The organism is Enterobacter sp. BIDMC109 (assembly GCF_001037885.1).
Lineage (GTDB): Bacteria > Pseudomonadota > Gammaproteobacteria > Enterobacterales > Enterobacteriaceae > Enterobacter > Enterobacter hormaechei_C.
In genome coordinates this window covers 3,713,143-3,731,005 of sequence record NZ_KQ090002.1, presented here as the reverse complement: position 1 = coordinate 3,731,005, position 17,863 = coordinate 3,713,143, and the positions used below count along the sequence as shown (strand labels likewise).

General features: G+C 54.7%; 13 protein-coding genes. 4 read left to right on the top strand and 9 right to left on the bottom strand.

Annotation, left to right across the window (positions count from 1 at the left end):
- Positions 1-47: 47 nt before the first annotated feature.
- Positions 48-3,041 (bottom strand): autotransporter family protein, encoded by a 2,994-nt coding sequence (locus SK62_RS17555; RefSeq protein WP_047718825.1) that lies wholly within the window; start codon positions 3,039-3,041, stop codon positions 48-50.
- A 371-nt stretch (positions 3,042-3,412) separates the two neighbouring features.
- On the opposite strand from SK62_RS17555, the gene kefF reads away from it, so the two are divergent.
- The 3 genes from kefF (at position 3,413) to folA (ending at position 6,395) form a co-directional block, all read left to right on the top strand.
- Positions 3,413-3,943 carry a glutathione-regulated potassium-efflux system oxidoreductase KefF gene (gene kefF / locus SK62_RS17550; RefSeq protein ID WP_023303067.1) on the top strand — a complete coding sequence of 177 codons (531 nt, stop codon included), beginning with the start codon at positions 3,413-3,415 and terminating at the stop codon, positions 3,941-3,943.
- The gene (gene kefC, locus SK62_RS17545; RefSeq protein WP_015572648.1) at positions 3,936-5,801 is read left to right on the top strand and encodes a glutathione-regulated potassium-efflux system protein KefC; all 1,866 of its coding nucleotides are present in this window, start codon (positions 3,936-3,938) and stop codon (positions 5,799-5,801) included. The genes kefF and kefC overlap by 8 nt, the downstream gene beginning before the upstream one ends.
- Before the next feature lie 114 nt (positions 5,802-5,915).
- Positions 5,916-6,395: a type 3 dihydrofolate reductase gene (gene folA, locus SK62_RS17540; protein ID WP_047718823.1), complete on the top strand. Its 480-nt coding sequence runs from the start codon at positions 5,916-5,918 to the stop codon at positions 6,393-6,395.
- Between the two features lie 39 nt (positions 6,396-6,434).
- Here folA and apaH read toward each other — a convergent pair whose 3' ends face one another.
- The 6 genes from apaH to lptD are packed head-to-tail and all read right to left on the bottom strand — an operon-like array spanning position 6,435 to position 13,164.
- Positions 6,435-7,283 carry a bis(5'-nucleosyl)-tetraphosphatase (symmetrical) ApaH gene (gene apaH / locus SK62_RS17535; protein WP_015572649.1) on the bottom strand — a complete coding sequence of 283 codons (849 nt, stop codon included), beginning with the start codon at positions 7,281-7,283 and terminating at the stop codon, positions 6,435-6,437.
- Between the two features lie 4 nt (positions 7,284-7,287).
- On the bottom strand, positions 7,288-7,665 hold the full coding sequence (apaG, locus tag SK62_RS17530) for a Co2+/Mg2+ efflux protein ApaG (protein WP_003856425.1): 378 nt from the start codon (positions 7,663-7,665) through the stop codon (positions 7,288-7,290).
- Positions 7,666-7,668: 3 nt separating this feature from the next.
- Positions 7,669-8,490, bottom strand: coding sequence for a 16S rRNA (adenine(1518)-N(6)/adenine(1519)-N(6))-dimethyltransferase RsmA (gene rsmA, locus SK62_RS17525; protein WP_003856423.1), 822 nt, complete (start codon positions 8,488-8,490; stop codon positions 7,669-7,671).
- On the bottom strand, positions 8,487-9,473 hold the full coding sequence (gene pdxA, locus SK62_RS17520; RefSeq protein ID WP_017694531.1) for a 4-hydroxythreonine-4-phosphate dehydrogenase PdxA: 987 nt from the start codon (positions 9,471-9,473) through the stop codon (positions 8,487-8,489). Before pdxA ends, rsmA begins: the two co-directional genes overlap by 4 nt.
- Positions 9,473-10,759 carry a peptidylprolyl isomerase SurA gene (surA, locus tag SK62_RS17515; RefSeq protein ID WP_017383803.1) on the bottom strand — a complete coding sequence of 429 codons (1,287 nt, stop codon included), beginning with the start codon at positions 10,757-10,759 and terminating at the stop codon, positions 9,473-9,475. The genes pdxA and surA overlap by 1 nt, the downstream gene beginning before the upstream one ends.
- Before the next feature lie 53 nt (positions 10,760-10,812).
- Positions 10,813-13,164 carry an LPS assembly protein LptD gene (lptD, locus tag SK62_RS17510; protein WP_017383802.1) on the bottom strand — a complete coding sequence of 784 codons (2,352 nt, stop codon included), beginning with the start codon at positions 13,162-13,164 and terminating at the stop codon, positions 10,813-10,815.
- Between the two features lie 239 nt (positions 13,165-13,403).
- On the opposite strand from lptD, the gene djlA reads away from it, so the two are divergent.
- On the top strand, positions 13,404-14,219 hold the full coding sequence (gene djlA / locus SK62_RS17505) for a co-chaperone DjlA (RefSeq protein ID WP_015572652.1): 816 nt from the start codon (positions 13,404-13,406) through the stop codon (positions 14,217-14,219).
- A gap of 31 nt (positions 14,220-14,250) precedes the next feature.
- On the opposite strand, the gene rluA is transcribed toward djlA, so the two are convergent.
- Complete coding sequence (gene rluA, locus SK62_RS17500; protein WP_003856412.1) at positions 14,251-14,910, bottom strand: bifunctional tRNA pseudouridine(32) synthase/23S rRNA pseudouridine(746) synthase RluA; 660 nt, start codon at positions 14,908-14,910, stop codon at positions 14,251-14,253.
- Between the two features lie 12 nt (positions 14,911-14,922).
- Positions 14,923-17,829, bottom strand: a complete 2,907-nt coding sequence (rapA, locus tag SK62_RS17495) for an RNA polymerase-associated protein RapA (RefSeq protein WP_015572654.1) — start codon at positions 17,827-17,829, stop codon at positions 14,923-14,925.
- Between the last annotated feature and the right edge of the window lie 34 nt (positions 17,830-17,863).

Below are 17,863 nucleotides of genomic sequence, written 5' to 3'. Positions count from 1 at the left end.
AAAAAGCAGTGGCACATGCCACTGCTTTTTTGCTTCAGGATGATCGATTACCAGCGATGGTTTAACAAAATATGACCGCCGTAGGCGGCATAGCTGTTTTCACCCCACTCGCCGCTGGCACGCAGGGAGATCGTCGTGGTTTCGTTCAGGTTGCCGGTTAAGCCCAACTCTAACTGACCACGATCTTCCGGCGTATCGTTGCTGACGGTCTCGTCGTTGAATGCCAGATCGTTTTGACCAGCACCTTTCAACCAGTTAACCGCAACGTACGGCTGCCAGGCCTTGACGTCCTTCTGCTGGAAGTAGCTTGCTTTAACGCCGAGACGACCAAAGACGCTGTCATTGTCCAGGGTAGTGACGCGTACGCCGTCGCGATCGGTATGATTTTCCTGATCGAGATAGCTGTAAATCACCTGCGCCTGCGGCTCGATCTTCCAGGTGCGTTCATTTTCAGACTGGATTATCCACGCGTGGCCGACTTCAACAGACGCGGCGAAACCTTCACTATCGTAGTCTTCATCGTTGCGATTGCTGGTGACGTTGTTGTTGTACCAGCTGTAAGCGGCCCAGGTATCAACGTAGCTGCCCAGACGTAATTTCTGATCTTCCTGCCAGGTGGCGTACAGCCCAACATTGAAGCCATCAACCTTACCCTGTGCGTTACGTACGTTGTGCTTCGCATCAGAGTGGGTCTTCGCCTGGCCTGCACCGAACATCCCGCCAGCACGCAGGATGCCGTTATCCATTGGCTTGCTCATGAAATCGCTGCCGACTTGCAGTACGGTGGTGGTGGTGTCGTAGCTGACTTTATCGCCACCCGCATCGTTCTCGTGATAGCGACCCTTAACGTACATCCAGGTGTTCAGGTCGTCTTCATTGCGGAAGGTGATCTGGTCGCGATCGTCACGCTTATGCAGGAACATGCCCTGTGCGGCAAGGTAGTTACCTAAATAAGCACCCACTTCAGGTGCCATGACTTCCGGCGTATTATTACCGCCGTTGTCAGTGTTGCCGCCATTATCGGTGCTGCCGCCGTTGTCGGTGCTACCGCCGTTATCGGTGTTGCCGCCGTTGTCGGTGTTGCCGCCGTTGTCGGTGTTGCCGCCGTTGTCGGTGTTGCCACCATCATCGGTGTTGCCGCCGTTGTCGGTGCTGCCGCCGTTGTCGGTGTTGCCGCCGTTATCGGTGTTGCCACCATCATCGGTATTACCGCCATCATCAGTATTGCCACCGTCATCGGTGTCATCGGAAGGCTCATCAGAAGGCGTCGCCTTTGATTCCAGATACCAGTTGCCGTCACTGTGCTGGTAGAGGCTATATTCCCAGGCGCCTGCAACGACCGGTTTTGCCAGCGTCAGTTGGGCTTCGGAACTGCCGCCGATGCTGACAATTTCCATACCGTTAATGGTTTGCGCGCCTGCGCCGCCAATGTTGGTGATGCTGATGCCGGACTGACCGAAGCTGCTGCCCGTAATAGTGAGGTGATCAGTTGGTGAATTATCTTCACCCAGGGTGCTGTTCATCACGATCTGGCTACCGTCAGAGCCGGTGTAGTCGCCATTAATCGTAAAATTATTGCCAACGCTATTATCAGCCGCACTGAGTAACAGCGTGCCGCCATTAGTCACGTTGCCGTTGATGGTATCGACGCCGGAAGCGCTGAGCGTGGAGTTACCCTGGACTGCATTCCATGCCGCCAGCGTACCGCCGCTAAGAACCGCGATGTTGTTGTTCACTTCGCCTGCGGTGGCAAAGGTCGCGCCATTTTCAACGGTAACGGTGGCGTTACTGCCCTTGACGCCGAGCGTTGCGTCGGTGGAGACCAGCGTGGTACCGCCGTGCAGAACCGTATCCCCTGTATAGCTATTTTTGCCCGTCAGGGTCAGGGTGTTGGAATCGACTTTTTCGACGTTACCGCTACCGGTCATGTCGGTGGCGAAAGTGAAATCGCTTCCCTGGTTAAAAATGACGGTACCGTTGTTGGTGAGCCCACCGCTGAGGGTCGCGGTTTTTTCGCCATCGCCCAGTTGCAACGAAGCATCTTTGGCCACCCGTGTATTACCGGTATTCGATACCGCGCCTGACAGGGTTAACGCGCCCGTGTCTATCAGCAAGGAATCGCCAGAGCCAATAATATCGAGATCGCCCGACAGCGCCCAATTTTCGCCCATCATTTTTATACTGGCAAAACCGTCGCCTTCGTTCAGACCCACAAAGTTACTGTCTTCCGTACCGGTGCCGATCAGGGTGAGAGTGTTTCCCGTGGAATTGGTGGAAATAACGTCACCGATAAGAGTGGAACCCGTATCAAGCACCAGGGTGTTATTTTTATTGCTGGCAAACATAACAGCGGCTGTATCACCACTAATCGTTCCGCTATTCGTGATATCTACTTTTGCCGTATCTTTTATATTAATGCCATTCTGGGTTCCCTGCACGGTACCACTGTTAAATATTTTTGTATTGCCAGTACCCAGTGTGATAGCGTCACCGCTTGTACCGATAATTGCACCACTGTTATTAATACCAATGCCAGTCTGAGAGTTCAGACCTATTTTTCCTTTTATCATTCCAGTGCTGGAGTTAGTAATATTCACTGCTGAGGAGTTTTCACTGACAAAAATGCCATTTTCCGCACCTATGATATTTCCACTATTCTTGAAATCACCGAGTAATGACTGAATATTCACAGCATTCGCGGTGGTGGAAGAAATGGTTGCACCGATGTCGTTATTAATAACAACACGTTGCGCACCAGTATTTATATCCAGGCCAGTTTCCCTACCCGAAATATTCCCTTCGTTAGTGACATTATTGATAGTAAACCCAGTGACAGATACCGCCGCTTCACTATCTGCGGAAGATATCGTCACGTCTTTATTAATAACATATTCAGCATCGGCTGAGAAATCTTGAGGAACAGAAGTTGATTGGTCAATCGTTGCAGAAAACGCAACCGCAGGGGTGCATATCAACAAGGCAGGAAATATCTTTCCCAGGGTTTTGGTTGTATTATTTAATTGGGAGGGTTTGTTGCTCATGTACACATCCATTTGAGTGAGAAGGAATATTCGACACGTGTGTGAAACGTATATCGACCGCCTAAATAATGAGCTCAAAACAAAGAGCGTAAAATTATTATTTTTTCAATGGGTTATGTACAGACTGTTTTATTAAAGAATGACTTAAGGTCCTCTAAAAATATCTGTTGGCAATATGAATTGTTATTATTATTTTGCGGCATGAATTTGTCGTACGCGTCGTTTTCTTTCTTTAGCGCCGCAATCGCTGTTAAGGTGGTGATGATTGCCAATACTTGCGTTTTACTTTGAAGCGTAAGATGGCCTCTTTAAGTCGGGGTGGTAACTGTCTACACTCATTGCTACAAGAAAAGTAAAAGACGGGCATATACATGATTCTGATAATTTATGCGCACCCCTATCCGCAGCACTCGCATGCGAATAAGCGGATGCTTGAGCAGGTAAGGACGCTTGATAACGTAGAGATACGTTCCCTCTATCAACTCTACCCTGATTTTAATATCGATGTCGCCGCCGAACAGGAGGCGCTCTCCCGTGCCGAACTGATCGTCTGGCAGCATCCGATGCAGTGGTACAGCACGCCTCCGCTGCTGAAATTGTGGATCGACAAAGTTTTCTCCCACGGTTGGGCATATGGACACAACGGCAACGCGCTTCAGGGCAAAAGCCTGATGTGGGCTGTTACCACCGGCGGGGGGGAAAGCCACTTTGAGATTGGCGCCTTCCCCGGATTTGACGTGCTGGCGCAGCCGCTCCAGGCTACTGCCCTTTACTGCGGTCTGAACTGGCTTCCGCCTTTTGCGATGCACTGTACCTTTGTCTGCGACGATGAAACCTTGCAGGCGCAGGCTCGTCACTACAAACAACGTTTACTTGAGTGGCAGGAGACGCACAATGGATAGCCATACGCTGATACAGGCGCTGATTTACCTCGGCGCGGCGGCATTAATTGTGCCCGTGGCGGTTCGTCTGGGGCTGGGCTCGGTGCTCGGCTATCTGATTGCCGGGTGTGTGATTGGCCCCTGGGGCTTTCGGCTGGTGACGGATGCCGAGTCGATCCTGCATTTTGCGGAGATCGGCGTGGTGCTGATGCTGTTTGTGATTGGTCTGGAGCTGGATCCGCAGCGGCTGTGGAAACTGCGCGCCTCGGTGTTTGGCGGAGGCGCCCTGCAAATGCTGGCCTGCGGTCTGCTGTTGGGCGGGTTCTGCATTCTGCTGGGGATGGAGTGGAAAGTCGCAGAGCTGATCGGCATGACGCTGGCGCTCTCCTCGACGGCGATTGCCATGCAGGCAATGAACGAGCGTAATCTGACGGTGTCGCAAATGGGGCGCAGCACCTTCTCCGTACTGTTGTTCCAGGATATTGCCGCCATCCCGCTGGTGGCGATGATCCCGCTGCTGGCAACCAGCGGCGCATCAACGACGCTGGGGGCATTTGCCTTATCAGCGCTGAAGGTTGCCGGTGCGCTGGCGCTGGTTGTTCTGCTTGGTCGCTACGTAACGCGTCCGCTGCTGCGCTTTGTTGCTCGCTCTGGCCTGCGCGAAGTATTCAGCGCCGTTGCGTTATTCCTGGTGTTTGGTTTTGGATTGCTGCTGGAAGAGGCCGGGCTGTCGATGGCAATGGGCGCCTTCCTCGCGGGGGTCTTACTGGCAAGTTCCGAATACCGTCACGCGCTGGAAAGCGATATCGAGCCGTTTAAAGGATTGCTGCTGGGGCTGTTTTTCATCGGCGTCGGGATGTCTATCGACTTCGGGACGCTGGTAACCCATCCGCTGCGCATCATCATTCTGCTGGTGGGTTTCCTGGTCATTAAAATGGCGATGCTGTGGCTGATTGCCCGCCCGTTAAATGTGCCAAAACCGCAACGCCGCTGGTTTGCCGTGCTGCTGGGGCAGGGGAGTGAGTTTGCTTTCGTTGTCTTTGGCGCAGCGCAGATGGCAAATGTACTTGATCCGGAATGGGCAAAAGCGCTGACGCTGGCGGTTGCGCTGTCGATGGCCGCAACGCCGATCCTGCTGGTGCTGCTGACGCGTCTGGAAAAAACGGGAAGCGAACAGGAGCGAGAAGCCGATGAGATCGACGAGGAGCAGCCGCGGGTGATCATCGCCGGATTTGGCCGCTTCGGGCAGATTACTGGCCGTTTACTGCTCTCCAGCGGAGTCAAAATGGTTATCCTCGATCACGATCCTGACCATGTCGATACGCTGCGTAAATTCGATATGAAAGTGTTTTACGGTGATGCGACCCGGGTTGATCTGCTGGAATCCGCCGGGGCGGCGAAAGCCGAGGTGTTGATTAATGCCATTGACGATCCAGAGACCAGTATGCAGATGGTTGAGCTGGTTAAAGAGCATTTTCCGCATCTGACCATTATCTCCCGTGCGCGCGATGTGGATCACTACATCCAGCTGCGTCAGGCGGGTGTGGCAGCCCCTGAACGCGAAACCTTCGAAGGGGCGCTTAAATCTGGCCGCATGGCGCTGGAAAGCCTGGGGCTTGGCGCGTATGAGGCACGTGAGCGTGCCGATCTGTTCCGCCGTTTTAATCATGAGATGGTGGAAGAGATGGTGGCGATGGCGAGCAGTACGGCAACCGAACGCGCTGCGGTGTTTAAACGCACCAGCACCATGCTGACGGAGATCATCAACGAGGATCGTAATCATCTGTCGCTGGTTCAGCGCCACGGCTGGCAAGGAACGGAAGAGGGCAAGCATACTGGTGATCCTGCGGATGAACCGGAGAGTAAACCCTCTGCGTGAAGTGGAGTTGCCAGCAATATTAAAAAATTTCTAATTCTTTACCCTGCCGCCAGTCGACGAAAGATTAAGCTTTCCGTATAGTGGCGGCAATTTTTTGCATCCGGGAAATTTTCAATGATCAGTCTGATTGCAGCGCTGGCGGTAGACCGCGTTATCGGCATGGAAAACGCCATGCCGTGGAACCTGCCTGCCGATCTCGCATGGTTTAAACGTTCTACGTTAAACAAGCCGGTAGTGATGGGCCGCCTGACCTGGGAGTCGATTGGTCGTCCACTGCCGGGTCGTAAGAATATTGTGATCAGTAGCCAGCCGGGCACTGACGATCGCGTTCAGTGGGTTAAGTCCGTTGATGAAGCAATTGCCGCCTGCGGCGATGCCGAAGAGATCATGGTGATCGGCGGGGGGCGTGTGTATGAGCAGTTCCTGCCTAAAGCGCAGAAACTGTATCTGACGCACATTGATGCGGAAGTGGAAGGGGATACCCATTTCCCGGATTACGATCCGGACGAGTGGGAGTCCGTATTCAGTGAGTTTCACGATGCGGATGCGCAGAACTCACACAGCTACTGCTTCGAAATTCTGGAACGTCGTTAACGGTTTTATCCTCTCCCCGAAGGGAGAGGATAAACATCTTCAGGAGGCGACTGCCTCACCCTCGCCTAAGTCCAGCTGTCGGTTGGATGGCTGCACAAAGTAAGTTTTATCTTCCCAGCGTAAGCAGGTTAAATCCCCGCCCCAGCAGCATCCGGTATCCAGCGCATAGATATTTTCCGGGGTGCCTTTTCCTTCCAGCGATGCCCAGTGTCCAAATACCACACTGTATTCGTTTGTCACGGGGCCCGGAATCGCAAACCATGGCTTAAGCGGCGCAGGGGCATTTTCAGGCGTATCTTTGCAATACATATCCAGTTGCCCGTTCGGGAAGCAGTAGCGCATCCGCGTAAAAGCATTGGTGATAAAACGCAGTCGTGCCAGGCCGCTGAGGTCATCACTCCAGTTATTTGGCATGTCGCCGTACATCGCATCAAGGAAGAACGGGTAGGAGTCGCTCGCCAGCACCGCTTCGGCGTCGCGCGCGCAGGTTTTTGCCGTCTCAAGATCCCACTGAGGCGTGATGCCGGCATGCGCCATCACCAGTTTTTTCTCTTCGTCAATCTGTAGCAGCGGCTGGCGACGCAGCCAGTTGAGCAACTCATCGGCATCCGGTGCTTCCAGCAGGGGGGTAATGCGATCTTTCGGCTTATTACGGCTGATCCCGGCGTATACGGCCAGCAGATGCAGATCGTGGTTGCCCAGCACCATGCGCACGCTGTCACCCAGCGATTTGACATAGCGGAGGACGTCCAGGGAACCGGGACCGCGCGCCACTAAGTCGCCCGTCAGCCAGAGCGTGTCCTGCCCGGGGGTGAAGTCGACCTGTTTTAATAATGCGATCAGTTCATCGTAGCAACCGTGAACGTCGCCAATCAGATATGTAGACATTAGATTAATGAATAAGTGTAGGTACGGCGAGACGGAATACGGGAATAGCAATGCGGAAAGCATTGCCGTCGGCATCGACCATTTCATAATGGCCTTGCATGGTACCCAGCGGCGTTTCAATTACCGCGCCGCTGGTGTACTGATACTCTTCGCCAGGGGCGATATGGGGTTGTTCACCGACCACGCCTTCGCCCTGGACTTCAATTTCACGGCCATTGCCGTTGGTGATAAGCCAGTAGCGCCCGAGCAGTTGCACAGGCATCCGCCCCAGATTGCGAATGGTTACGGTATAAGCAAAGACAAAACGTTCTTCATCCGGTGTGGATTGGGACTCAATGTAGACGCTTTGAACCTGAACACAGACGCGGGGCGAATCAATCATGGCTTAGCTCTCCTTCGGCGGCGCATTGTCGCTGATGTAATTAGCCAGCTTGCAGTACTGCTCTACGGAAATATTTTCCGCACGCATTGCCGGGTCGATGCCCAACTCAGCTAATACGTCAACGGTAAACAGATTGCCAAGGCTGTTACGAATCGTTTTACGGCGCTGGTTAAAGGCTTCTGTCGTGATACGGCTCAGCACGCGCAGGTCTTTGACCGGGTACGGCATCGTTTTATGTGGCACCAGGCGCACAACCGCAGAATCTACCTTTGGCGGTGGCGTGAATGCGGAAGGCGGTACTTCTAATACCGGGATCACGTTGCAGTAATATTGCGCCATCACGCTTAAACGACCATACGCTTTACTGTTCGGCCCTGCAACCAGACGGTTAACGACCTCTTTTTGCAACATGAAGTGCATGTCGGCAATGGCATCAGTATAGCTAAACAGATGGAACATCAGCGGGGTGGAGATGTTGTACGGCAGGTTACCGAACACGCGCAGCGGCTGTCCCATTTTTTCTGACAGTTCGCCAAAGTTCATGGTCATCGCATCCTGCTGATAAATCGTCAGCTTCGGCCCGAGGAACGGGTGCGTTTGCAGACGCGCGGCCAGATCGCGGTCGAGTTCGATAACGGTCAGTTCGTCGAGGCGTTCGCCTACCGGCTCGGTCAGCGCGGCAAGACCCGGGCCGATTTCGACCATGGCCTGACCTTTCTGCGGATTAATGGCAGAAACGATACTGTCGATCACAAACTGATCGTTGAGGAAGTTTTGCCCGAAGCGTTTACGGGCTAAGTGGCCCTGATGGACTCGATTAGTCATTGAGTATTAACAATCATTTTGATGGCGAGATTAAGCGCCGTAATAAAACTGCCGACATCCGCTTTTCCCTGGCCTGCCAGATCCAGCGCAGTACCGTGGTCAACGGACGTTCGAATAAAGGGTAAACCGAGGGTGATATTCACCCCGCGGCCAAAGCCCTGGTATTTTAGCACGGGCAGACCCTGATCGTGGTACATCGCGAGTACGGCGTCGGCATTATCCAGGTATTTGGGCTGGAAAAGGGTGTCGGCAGGCAGAGGCCCGCTGAGGTTCATCCCCTTCGCCCGCATCTCCTCAAGCACCGGAATGATGGTGTCGATCTCTTCGGTGCCCATATGTCCGCCCTCACCCGCGTGCGGATTCAGGCCGCAAACCAGCACATGCGGCTGCGGAATGCCGAATTTGGTTTGCAGATCGTGATGCAAAATGCCAATGATCTCACGCAGGAGTTCAGGCGTAATGGCATCTGGAATGGCTTTGATCGGCAGGTGCGTTGTTACCAGCGCAACGCGCATTGCTTCGGTTGCCAGCATCATCACCACTTTCGGGCTGTGCGAACGCTCTTCGAAAAATTCGGTATGCCCGGTAAACGGAATGCCCGCGTCATTGATCACGCCTTTATGCACCGGACCGGTGATCAGGGCGGCAAATTCGCCCTGAAGGCAACCGTCACAGGCGCGCGCCAGCGTCTCGACAACGTAGTGGCCGTTTTCGGTGTGTAACTCACCGGGGACAACAGGCGCACGGAGCGGAACAGAAAGCAGGGTGAGAGTCCCCGCCTGCTGCGGTGCGGGCTGTTGGCCTTCAACGTAAGGGAGGAGCGTTAAAGGCAGACCGAGCAAAGCCGCCCGGTCTTGTAACAGTGTTGCATCTGCGCAGACAACCAACTCTACCGGCCAGCTGCGCTGGGCGAGCTGAACCACAAGGTCAGGCCCAATCCCGGCGGGTTCGCCGGGGGTGATCACAACACGATGCGGTATCATCAGTTGCTCAACACTTTCACGTAAGCGCTGGCGCGTTGTTCCTGCATCCAGGTTGCGGCTTCTTCAGAGAACTTACGGTTAAACAGCATGCGATACGCACGGTCTTTCTGCGCCGCGTCGGTTTTATCCACGTTGCGCGTGTCCATCAGCTGGATCAGATGCCAGCCGAAGGAGGAGTGTACCGGCGCGCTCATCTGGCCTTTATTCAGCTTCATTAACGCATCGCGGAAAGCCGGATCGTAAATATCCGCTGCCGCCCAACCCAGGTCACCGCCCTGGTTTGCAGAGCCAGGATCCTGAGAGAACTCTTTTGCCGCTTTATCGAAGGTGGTTTTACCGCTCTTGATGTCTGCCGCGATCTGTTCCAGCTTCGCACGAGCCTGATCGTCAGTCATGATCGGAGACGGCTTAAGCAGGATATGACGGGCATGCACTTCGGTAACCGAAATGTTCTGGCTCTGGCCGCGCAGGTCATTCACTTTCAGAATGTGGAAGCCCACACCGGAACGGATTGGACCGACGATGTCGCCTTTCTTCGCCGTGCTCAGCGCCTGGGCAAACAGGGATGGCAGCTCCTGAATACGGCCCCAGCCCATCTGGCCGCCTTTCAGCGCCTGCTGGTCAGCGGAATAGGTGATCGCCAGCTTGCCGAAGTCATCGCCATTACGCGCCTGCTCAACGATAGCGCGCGCCTGGCTTTCCGCCTCAGCCGCCTGATCGGAAGTTGGGTTTTCCGGCAGTGGGATCAGGATGTGGCTCAGGTTAAGCTCAGTGCTGGCATCATTCTGATTCCCCACCTGTTTTGCCAGGGCATCCACTTCCTGAGGCAGGATGGTGACGCGGCGACGGACTTCATTGTTACGCACTTCTGAAATCAGCATCTCTTTACGGATCTGATTACGGTAGGTGGCATAGCTGATGCCGTCGTAGGCCAGGCGGCTACGCATCTGATCCGGGGTAATGTTGTTCTGCTTTGCAATGTTGGCGATCGCCTGATCGAGCTGCTCGTCAGAGATCGTCACGCCCATTTTCTGGCCCATCTGAAGAACAATCTGATCCATGATCAGACGCTCCAGGATCTGGTGGCGCAGCGTAGCGTCATCCGGAAGCTGTTGACCTGCTTCGCCCGAGTTGAGCTTTACAGATTTCATCAAACCGTCAACGTCACTTTCAAGCACGACGCCGTTGTTAACCACAGCCGCGACTTTATCGACAACCTGTGGGGCCGCGAAGCTGGTATTCGCAACCATAGCGACACCGAGTAGCAGCGTTTTCCAGTTCTTCATACTTTTTCCATTTCAATTAACCGCAAAGCGGATTACGTTGTAAATCAAGCACATTACAATGAACTACGATACGGCAGAATGTTCGAGCGCAGCATCTGCTGCGTGCCCAGACCGTAGTTAGAACTCAGGCCGCGCAACTCGATATTAAAGCCGATCACGTTATCATATTTGCCCTGACTGTTTTGCGTATCCCAGCCGTTAAGTTTGCGTTCGTAACCGACACGTATTGCGTAACAGCAGGAGTTGTATTGCAGACCCAGCATCTGGTCAGCAGGTTTTTGGGCATTCGTGTCATAGTAGTAGGCCCCGACGACTGACCAACGATCGGCGATCGGCCAGCTCGCGGCGGTACCCACCTGTGAAATACCGTCTTTGTATTGGTCTGTATTCGCATAGTTTGGCAGCGTCGCCTGGATATACTCCGGGCTGGCGTAACGGTACGTCAACTGCAACATGCGGTCTTCATCACGACGGTATTCGATGGCTGCGCTGCCCGTCGCGATATTGTCCAGTCGTGTATCGTACTGAACACCACCGCGCAGACCCCAACGATCCGTCATGCGCCAGTAGGTGTCGCCCGCCCATACCAGTGAGCCCGTTTTGTTGTCTTTCTCCCAGTTAATGTCGTCATCACCGGTACGAGACTCGGTGAAATAGTAGATTTGACCAACAGAAACGTTAAAACGTTCAACGGCAGCATCATCATATACGCGCGTTGTGACGCCAGTCGTTAACTGGTTAGCAGACGCAATACGGTCAAGCCCGCCGTAGGTACGGTCACGGAACAGGCCGCTGTAGTCTGATTGCAGGAAGGAAGAGTCGTAGTTTTGAATTTTGCTCTGATCGCGATAAGGCACGTACAGATACTGCATACGCGGCTCAAGCGTCTGGGTGTATCCATCGGCGAGAAGGCCCATATCACGTTCGAAGATCAGCTTCCCGTCCATTTTGAATTGCGGAAGCGTACGGTTTACCGACTCTTCAAGATCGGTGCCATAGCGTTTGTTATACCAGTCCAGATTTTTCTGCTGGTAGTGGGTGGCCATCAGTTTAGCTTCGGTATTCAGGCTCGCCCAGTCGTTTGACCACGGCAGATTGATCGTCGGCTCGATATGCAGACGCGTTGATTCCGGCATATCCGAGTTGGTGTTGACGAAATGGACCGCCTGAGCATAAACGCGCGTGTCGAAAGGACCCACATCGTTCTGATACCAGTTCACGTCCAGCTGCGGCTCGGCACCATAGGTACTACGCGATTGTGTATCAAATACCTGGAACTGTTTGGTCGACACCGTCGCGTCAAAGTTCTCAATGGCGTAGCCCACGCTGAATTTCTGCGTGGCGTAACCGTCGGTACTGGAGCCGTATTTAGAATCAAAGTCGTTGAAGTAATACGGATCGCTGACTTTGGTGTAGTCGATGTTGAAACGCCACACCTGATCCAATACCCCGGCGTGCTTCCAGTAGTACATCCAGCGGTGCTTATCACCTTCGCTCGGATGCTCGTCCTGGAACACCTTATCTGATGGCAGATAATCAAATTCCATCAGACCCGCGCCCGCCTTGGTCAGATAGCGGAATTCGTTCTCCCACATGATGTTACCGCGCTTATGGATATAGTGCGGCGTGATCGTGGCGTCCATGTTGGGCGCAATGTTCCAGTAGTACGGCAGGTAGAACTCAAAGTAGTTCGACGTGCTGTACTTGGCGTTCGGGATCAGGAAACCTGAACGACGTTTGTCACCCACAGGCAGTTGCAGGTAAGGGCTATAGAAAATGGGCACCGGGCCGAGTTTAAAACGGGCGTTCCAGATCTCTGCAACCTGTTCTTCACGGTCGTGGATCACTTCACTGCCCACAACGCTCCAGGTATTTGACCCTGGCAAACAGGAGGTAAACGTGCCGTTTTCGAGAATGGTGTAGCGGTTTTCGCCGCGCTGCTTCATCAGGTCCGCGGTACCGCGCCCCTGACGACCGACCATCTGGTAATCACCTTCCCAGACGTTGGTGTCTTTGGTATTCAGATTCGACCAGGCTTTCGGACCTTTCAGGATGACCTGATTGTCGTCATAGTGCACATTACCCAGCGCATCCACCGTACGGACAGGCGCCTGAGCACCTTCCGGTTGCTTCTGGTGCAATTGCACTTCGTCAGCAAGCAGGCGACTGTTTCCCTGGTTAATATCGACATTGCCCGTAAAGGTCGCATTGTCAGGATAATTACCTTTTGCGCTGTCGGCATTAATGGTGACGGGTAAGTCATTCGTATCGCCTTTCACCAGTGGGCGATTGTAACTTGGGACGCCAAGCATACACTGCGAGGCGAGATCGGCTGCGAGCCCCTGTTGGCTATACAGGGCGGTGCCAATCATTGTGGCCAGAAGGGTGGGGATACGTTTTTTCATACGTTGTATTTTATTGTTCCGTCATCAGTGGCTACGGCTTACAAACGCTCAGAGACTATCTTACTCATCAGCGCAGTACCAGCGTTAATCCTGCCCGTTTGCGCGCCAGAGTGTTAGGCTCGCTATCGAATGACGAGTATGATAATGCAAATTATAGGCGATGTCCCTCAATTGACCGTGGCGCGACCACTGTAATGATGGCGTTGCGTCGGCCAGGAACATGACCATTCGGGGAGTATATGCAGTATTGGGGTAAAATAATCGGCGTTGCGTTCGCAATTATTATGGGTGCCGGATTCTGGGGTGTCGTTCTTGGCCTCATTATCGGCCATATGTTTGATAAAGCACGCAGCCGCAAAATGGCCTGGTTTGCCAACCAGCGCGAGCGCCAGTCACTCTTTTTCTCCACCACCTTCGAGGTGATGGGGCACTTAACCAAATCAAAAGGACGCGTAACGGAAGCCGATATTCAGGTGGCCAGCGTCTTTATGGATCGCATGAATCTGCACGGCGAATCCCGCATCGCGGCGCAGAATGCGTTCCGGATTGGTAAATCAGATCACTACCCGCTGCGTGAAAAAATGCGGCAGTTCCGTAGCATCTGTTTCGGGCGTTTTGATTTAATTCGGATGTTTCTGGAAATTCAAATCCAGGCCGCCTTCGCGGATGGCTCTCTGCATCCGAATGAACGGGACGTCCTGTATGTGATTGCTGAAGAGTTGGGCATTTCCCGCATGCAGTTCGATCAGTTCCTGCGCATGATGCAGGGCGGCGCGCACTTTGGCGGCGGTTATCAGCAGCAATCGTCCGGCGGCGGCTGGCAGCAGGCGCAGCGTGGCCCTACGCTTGAAGATGCCTGTAACGTCCTCGGCGTGAAGCCGTCTGACGATGTTACGACCATCAAACGCGCCTATCGTAAGCTGATGAGCGAGCACCATCCGGATAAGCTGGTGGCGAAAGGCCTGCCGCCAGAGATGATGGAGATGGCGAAACAGAAAGCGCAGGAAATCCAGAAAGCCTACGAGCTAATTAAAGAGCAGAAAGGTTTTAAATAAAAAAATGGCCCGACAGTGTCGGGCCATTTTTTCAGAAGTCCACCGGGGCTTTGAACGTCATGGCGTTGCCGAAAGCAGGGTGGGTGATGGTGAGCGTCTGCGCATGCAGTTGCAGGCGCGGCGCTAACGCCAGCGCTTCCGGCGGCGCATAGAACCTGTCCCCCAGAATGGGGTGACCCATCGCAAGCATATGCACACGCAGCTGGTGGGAGCGCCCGGTAATCGGCTTCAGCAGGACGCGCGCGGTGTTATCCGGCGCGTACTCCAGCACTTCATACTCGGTTTGCGCGGCCTTGCCGGTTTCGTAACACACCTTCTGCTTTGGCCGGTTCGGCCAGTCGCAAATCAGCGGTAAATCCACCAGCCCTTCCGCCTGCGCCGGATGGCCCCAGACGCGCGCGACATACTGTTTCTTCGGCTCGCGCTCGCGGAACTGACGCTTCAGCTCGCGTTCTGCCGCTTTATTCAGAGCCACCACAATCACGCCGCTGGTCGCCATATCCAGACGATGGACAGACTCGGCCTGGGGATAATCACGCTGGATACGCGTCATCACGCTGTCTTTATGCTCTTCCAGACGCCCCGGCACGGATAACAAGCCGCTCGGCTTGTTAACCACCATAATGTGCTCGTCCTGATACAGAATGACCAGCCACGGATCCATCGGGGGATTGTAGGGCTCCATTACCATCTTGCGCTCCGCTTACTGATGCGTCACAACGATAAGACGCAGGGCGTCGAGACGCCATCCCGCCTGATTCAGGCTTTCCAGCACCTGCTGGCGGTTGCTCTCAATGGCGGCCAGCTCATCGTCACGAATGTTAGGGTTCACTGCTTTCAACGCTTCCAGACGCGACAGCTCGGCAGAAAGCTTCTCATCGGCTTCGCTACGCGCCGCATCGATCAGCACTCTGGCCGCTTTTTCGGCCTGGGCTTCACCCAGTTGCAGAATGGCATGCACGTCCTGCTGCACCGCATTCACCAGCTTACTGCCGGTATGGCGGTTCACCGCGCTCAGCTGACGGTTGAAGCTTTCAAACTCCACCTGGCCGGCCAGGTTCGTACCGTTTTTATCCAGCAGCAGACGCACCGGAGTTGGCGGCAGGAAGCGGTTAAGCTGAAGCTGTTTCGGCGCCTGCGCTTCCACAACGTAGATCAGCTCCACCAGCAGCGTGCCCACAGGCAAGGCTTTGTTCTTCAACAGGGAGATGGTGCTGCTGCCGGTATCGCCGGAGAGGATCAGATCCAGACCGTTGCGGATCAGCGGGTGCTCCCAGGTGATGAACTGTGCATCTTCGCGGGAAAGCGCCACATCACGCTCAAAGGTGATGGTGCAGCCGTCTTCCGGCAGGCCCGGGAAATCCGGCACCAGCATATGATCGGACGGGGTCAGCACGATCATGTTCTCGCCGCGATCGTCCTGGTTAATGCCGACGATGTCGAACAGGTTCATGGAGAAGCTGATCAGGCTGGTGTCATCGTCCTGTTCTTCGATACTTTCGGCCAGCTGCTGCGCTTTTTCACCGCCGTTGGAGTGGATCTCCAGCAGGCGATCGCGACCCTGCTCCAGCTGAGCTTTCAGCGCGTCGTGCTTCTCTCGACAGGATTTGATCAGCTCATCAAAGCCCTCGGTGTTTTCCGGAGCCGCGAGGTAACCGATCAGATCGCTATGCACCTGGTCATAAATGGTGCGGCCCGTCGGGCAGGTATGTTCAAACGCATCCAGGCCTTCGTGGTACCAGCGAACCAGAACGGACTGGGCGGTTTTCTCCAGATACGGAACGTGGATCTGAATATCGTGCGCCTGACCGATACGATCCAGACGGCCGATACGCTGCTCCAGCAGATCCGGGTTAAACGGCAGATCGAACATCACCAGATTGCTGGCGAACTGGAAGTTACGGCCTTCAGAACCGATTTCGGAACACAGCAGAACCTGCGCGCCGCTGTCCTCTTCACTAAACCACGCCGCAGCGCGGTCGCGCTCGATAATAGACATGCCTTCATGGAACACGGCGGCGCGAATACCTTCGCGCTCGCGCAGCACTTGTTCAAGTTGCAGGGCGGTGGCTGCCTTGGCGCAGATCACCAGCACCTTCCGGGAACGGTGCGCGGTCAGATAACCCATTAACCACTCCACGCGCGGATCGAAGTTCCACCAGGTGCCAGTGTCGCCTTCAAATTCCTGATAAATTTGCTCCGGGTAGAGCATATCGCGCGCGCGATCTTCCGCTGATTTACGGGTGCCCATAATGCCGGAGACTTTAATCGCCGTCTGGTACTGGGTCGGCAGCGGCAGTTTGATGGTGTGCAGCTCGCGTTTCGGGAAGCCTTTCACGCCGTTACGGGTGTTGCGGAACAGCACGCGGCTGGTGCCGTGACGGTCCATCAGCATGTCGATCAGCTCTTTACGCGCAGATCCCGCATTATCGCTGTCGCTGTTCGCGGCCTGAAGCAGCGGCTCAATATCCTGCTCGCCGATCAGATCGCTGAGGGTGTTAAGTTCATCATTAGAGAGACGATTACCGGCCAGCAGCAGCGCGACGGCGTCCGCCACCGGACGGTAGTTTTTCTGCTCTTCAACAAACTGCTCAAAATCGTGGAATCGGTTCGGATCGAGCAGGCGCAGACGGGCGAAGTGGCTCTCAAGACCCAGCTGCTCCGGGGTGGCGGTCAGAAGCAGAACGCCCGGTACGCGCTCGGCAAGCTGCTCAATCGCCATGTATTCACGGCTTGGCGCATCTTCGCTCCAGACGAGGTGGTGCGCTTCGTCGACGACCATCAGATCCCATTCTGCGTCGCACAGGTGCTCCAGGCGCTGCTTGCTGCGGCGCACGAAGTCCAGGGAACAAATGACCAGCTGTTCGGTTTCAAACGGGTTGTCCGCGTCGTGCTGGGCTTCGGCATAGCGCTCGTCGTCGAACAGGGAGAAGCGCAGGTTAAAGCGGCGCAGCATCTCGACCAGCCACTGGTGTTGCAGCGTTTCCGGCACCACAATCAGCACGCGCTCGGCAGCGCCAGAGAGCAGCTGCTGGTGCAGGATCATGCCTGCTTCGATGGTTTTACCCAGGCCCACTTCGTCAGCCAGCAGCACGCGAGGCGCATGGCGACGGCCCACGTCATGGGCGATATTCAGCTGATGGGGAATAAGGCTGGTACGCTGGCCGCGCAGGCCGCTCCACGGCATGCGGTACTGTTCACTCTGGAACTTACGCGCGCGGTAGCGCAGGGAGAAGCGATCCATTCGGTCGATTTGCCCGGCAAACAGACGGTCCTGCGGCTTGCTGAAAACCAGTTTGCTGTCGAGCAGCACTTCACGCAGGATAACATTCGTCTCGTCGGTATCAAGACGCGTTCCAATGTAGGCGAGCAGTCCATTCTCTTCTTTTACGTCTTCAACCTTCAGCTGCCAGCCTTCGTGGCTGGTCACGGTGTCGCCCGGATTGAACATTACGCGGGTAACAGGGGAGTCATTGCGAGCGTACAGGCGGTTTTCACCGGTAGCAGGGAAAAGGAGGGTAACCATGCGCGCATCGACGGCAACGACGGTTCCTAATCCAAGTTCGCTTTCTGTATCGCTGATCCAGCGTTGACCAAGTGTAAAAGGCATAGTTGTTCGGCTCTAATCTTTAATTGCAGGCAAT

What these genes read in the sequence shown, in the direction of transcription:
- surA (WP_017383803.1), bottom strand. Translation starts at nt 10,759, where the DNA reads ATGAAGAACTGGAAAACGCTGCTACTCGGTGTCGCTATGGTTGCGAAT.
- folA (WP_047718823.1), top strand. Translation starts at nt 5,916, where the DNA reads ATGATCAGTCTGATTGCAGCGCTGGCGGTAGACCGCGTTATCGGCATG.
- rapA (WP_015572654.1), bottom strand. Translation starts at nt 17,829, where the DNA reads ATGCCTTTTACACTTGGTCAACGCTGGATCAGCGATACAGAAAGCGAA.
- rluA (WP_003856412.1), bottom strand. Translation starts at nt 14,910, where the DNA reads ATGGTAATGGAGCCCTACAATCCCCCGATGGATCCGTGGCTGGTCATT.
- lptD (WP_017383802.1), bottom strand. Translation starts at nt 13,164, where the DNA reads ATGAAAAAACGTATCCCCACCCTTCTGGCCACAATGATTGGCACCGCC.
- rsmA (WP_003856423.1), bottom strand. Translation starts at nt 8,490, where the DNA reads ATGACTAATCGAGTCCATCAGGGCCACTTAGCCCGTAAACGCTTCGGG.
- kefF (WP_023303067.1), top strand. Translation starts at nt 3,413, where the DNA reads ATGATTCTGATAATTTATGCGCACCCCTATCCGCAGCACTCGCATGCG.
- apaH (WP_015572649.1), bottom strand. Translation starts at nt 7,283, where the DNA reads ATGTCTACATATCTGATTGGCGACGTTCACGGTTGCTACGATGAACTG.
- kefC (WP_015572648.1), top strand. Translation starts at nt 3,936, where the DNA reads ATGGATAGCCATACGCTGATACAGGCGCTGATTTACCTCGGCGCGGCG.
- djlA (WP_015572652.1), top strand. Translation starts at nt 13,404, where the DNA reads ATGCAGTATTGGGGTAAAATAATCGGCGTTGCGTTCGCAATTATTATG.
- pdxA (WP_017694531.1), bottom strand. Translation starts at nt 9,473, where the DNA reads ATGATACCGCATCGTGTTGTGATCACCCCCGGCGAACCCGCCGGGATT.
- apaG (WP_003856425.1), bottom strand. Translation starts at nt 7,665, where the DNA reads ATGATTGATTCGCCCCGCGTCTGTGTTCAGGTTCAAAGCGTCTACATT.
- SK62_RS17555 (WP_047718825.1), bottom strand. Translation starts at nt 3,041, where the DNA reads ATGAGCAACAAACCCTCCCAATTAAATAATACAACCAAAACCCTGGGA.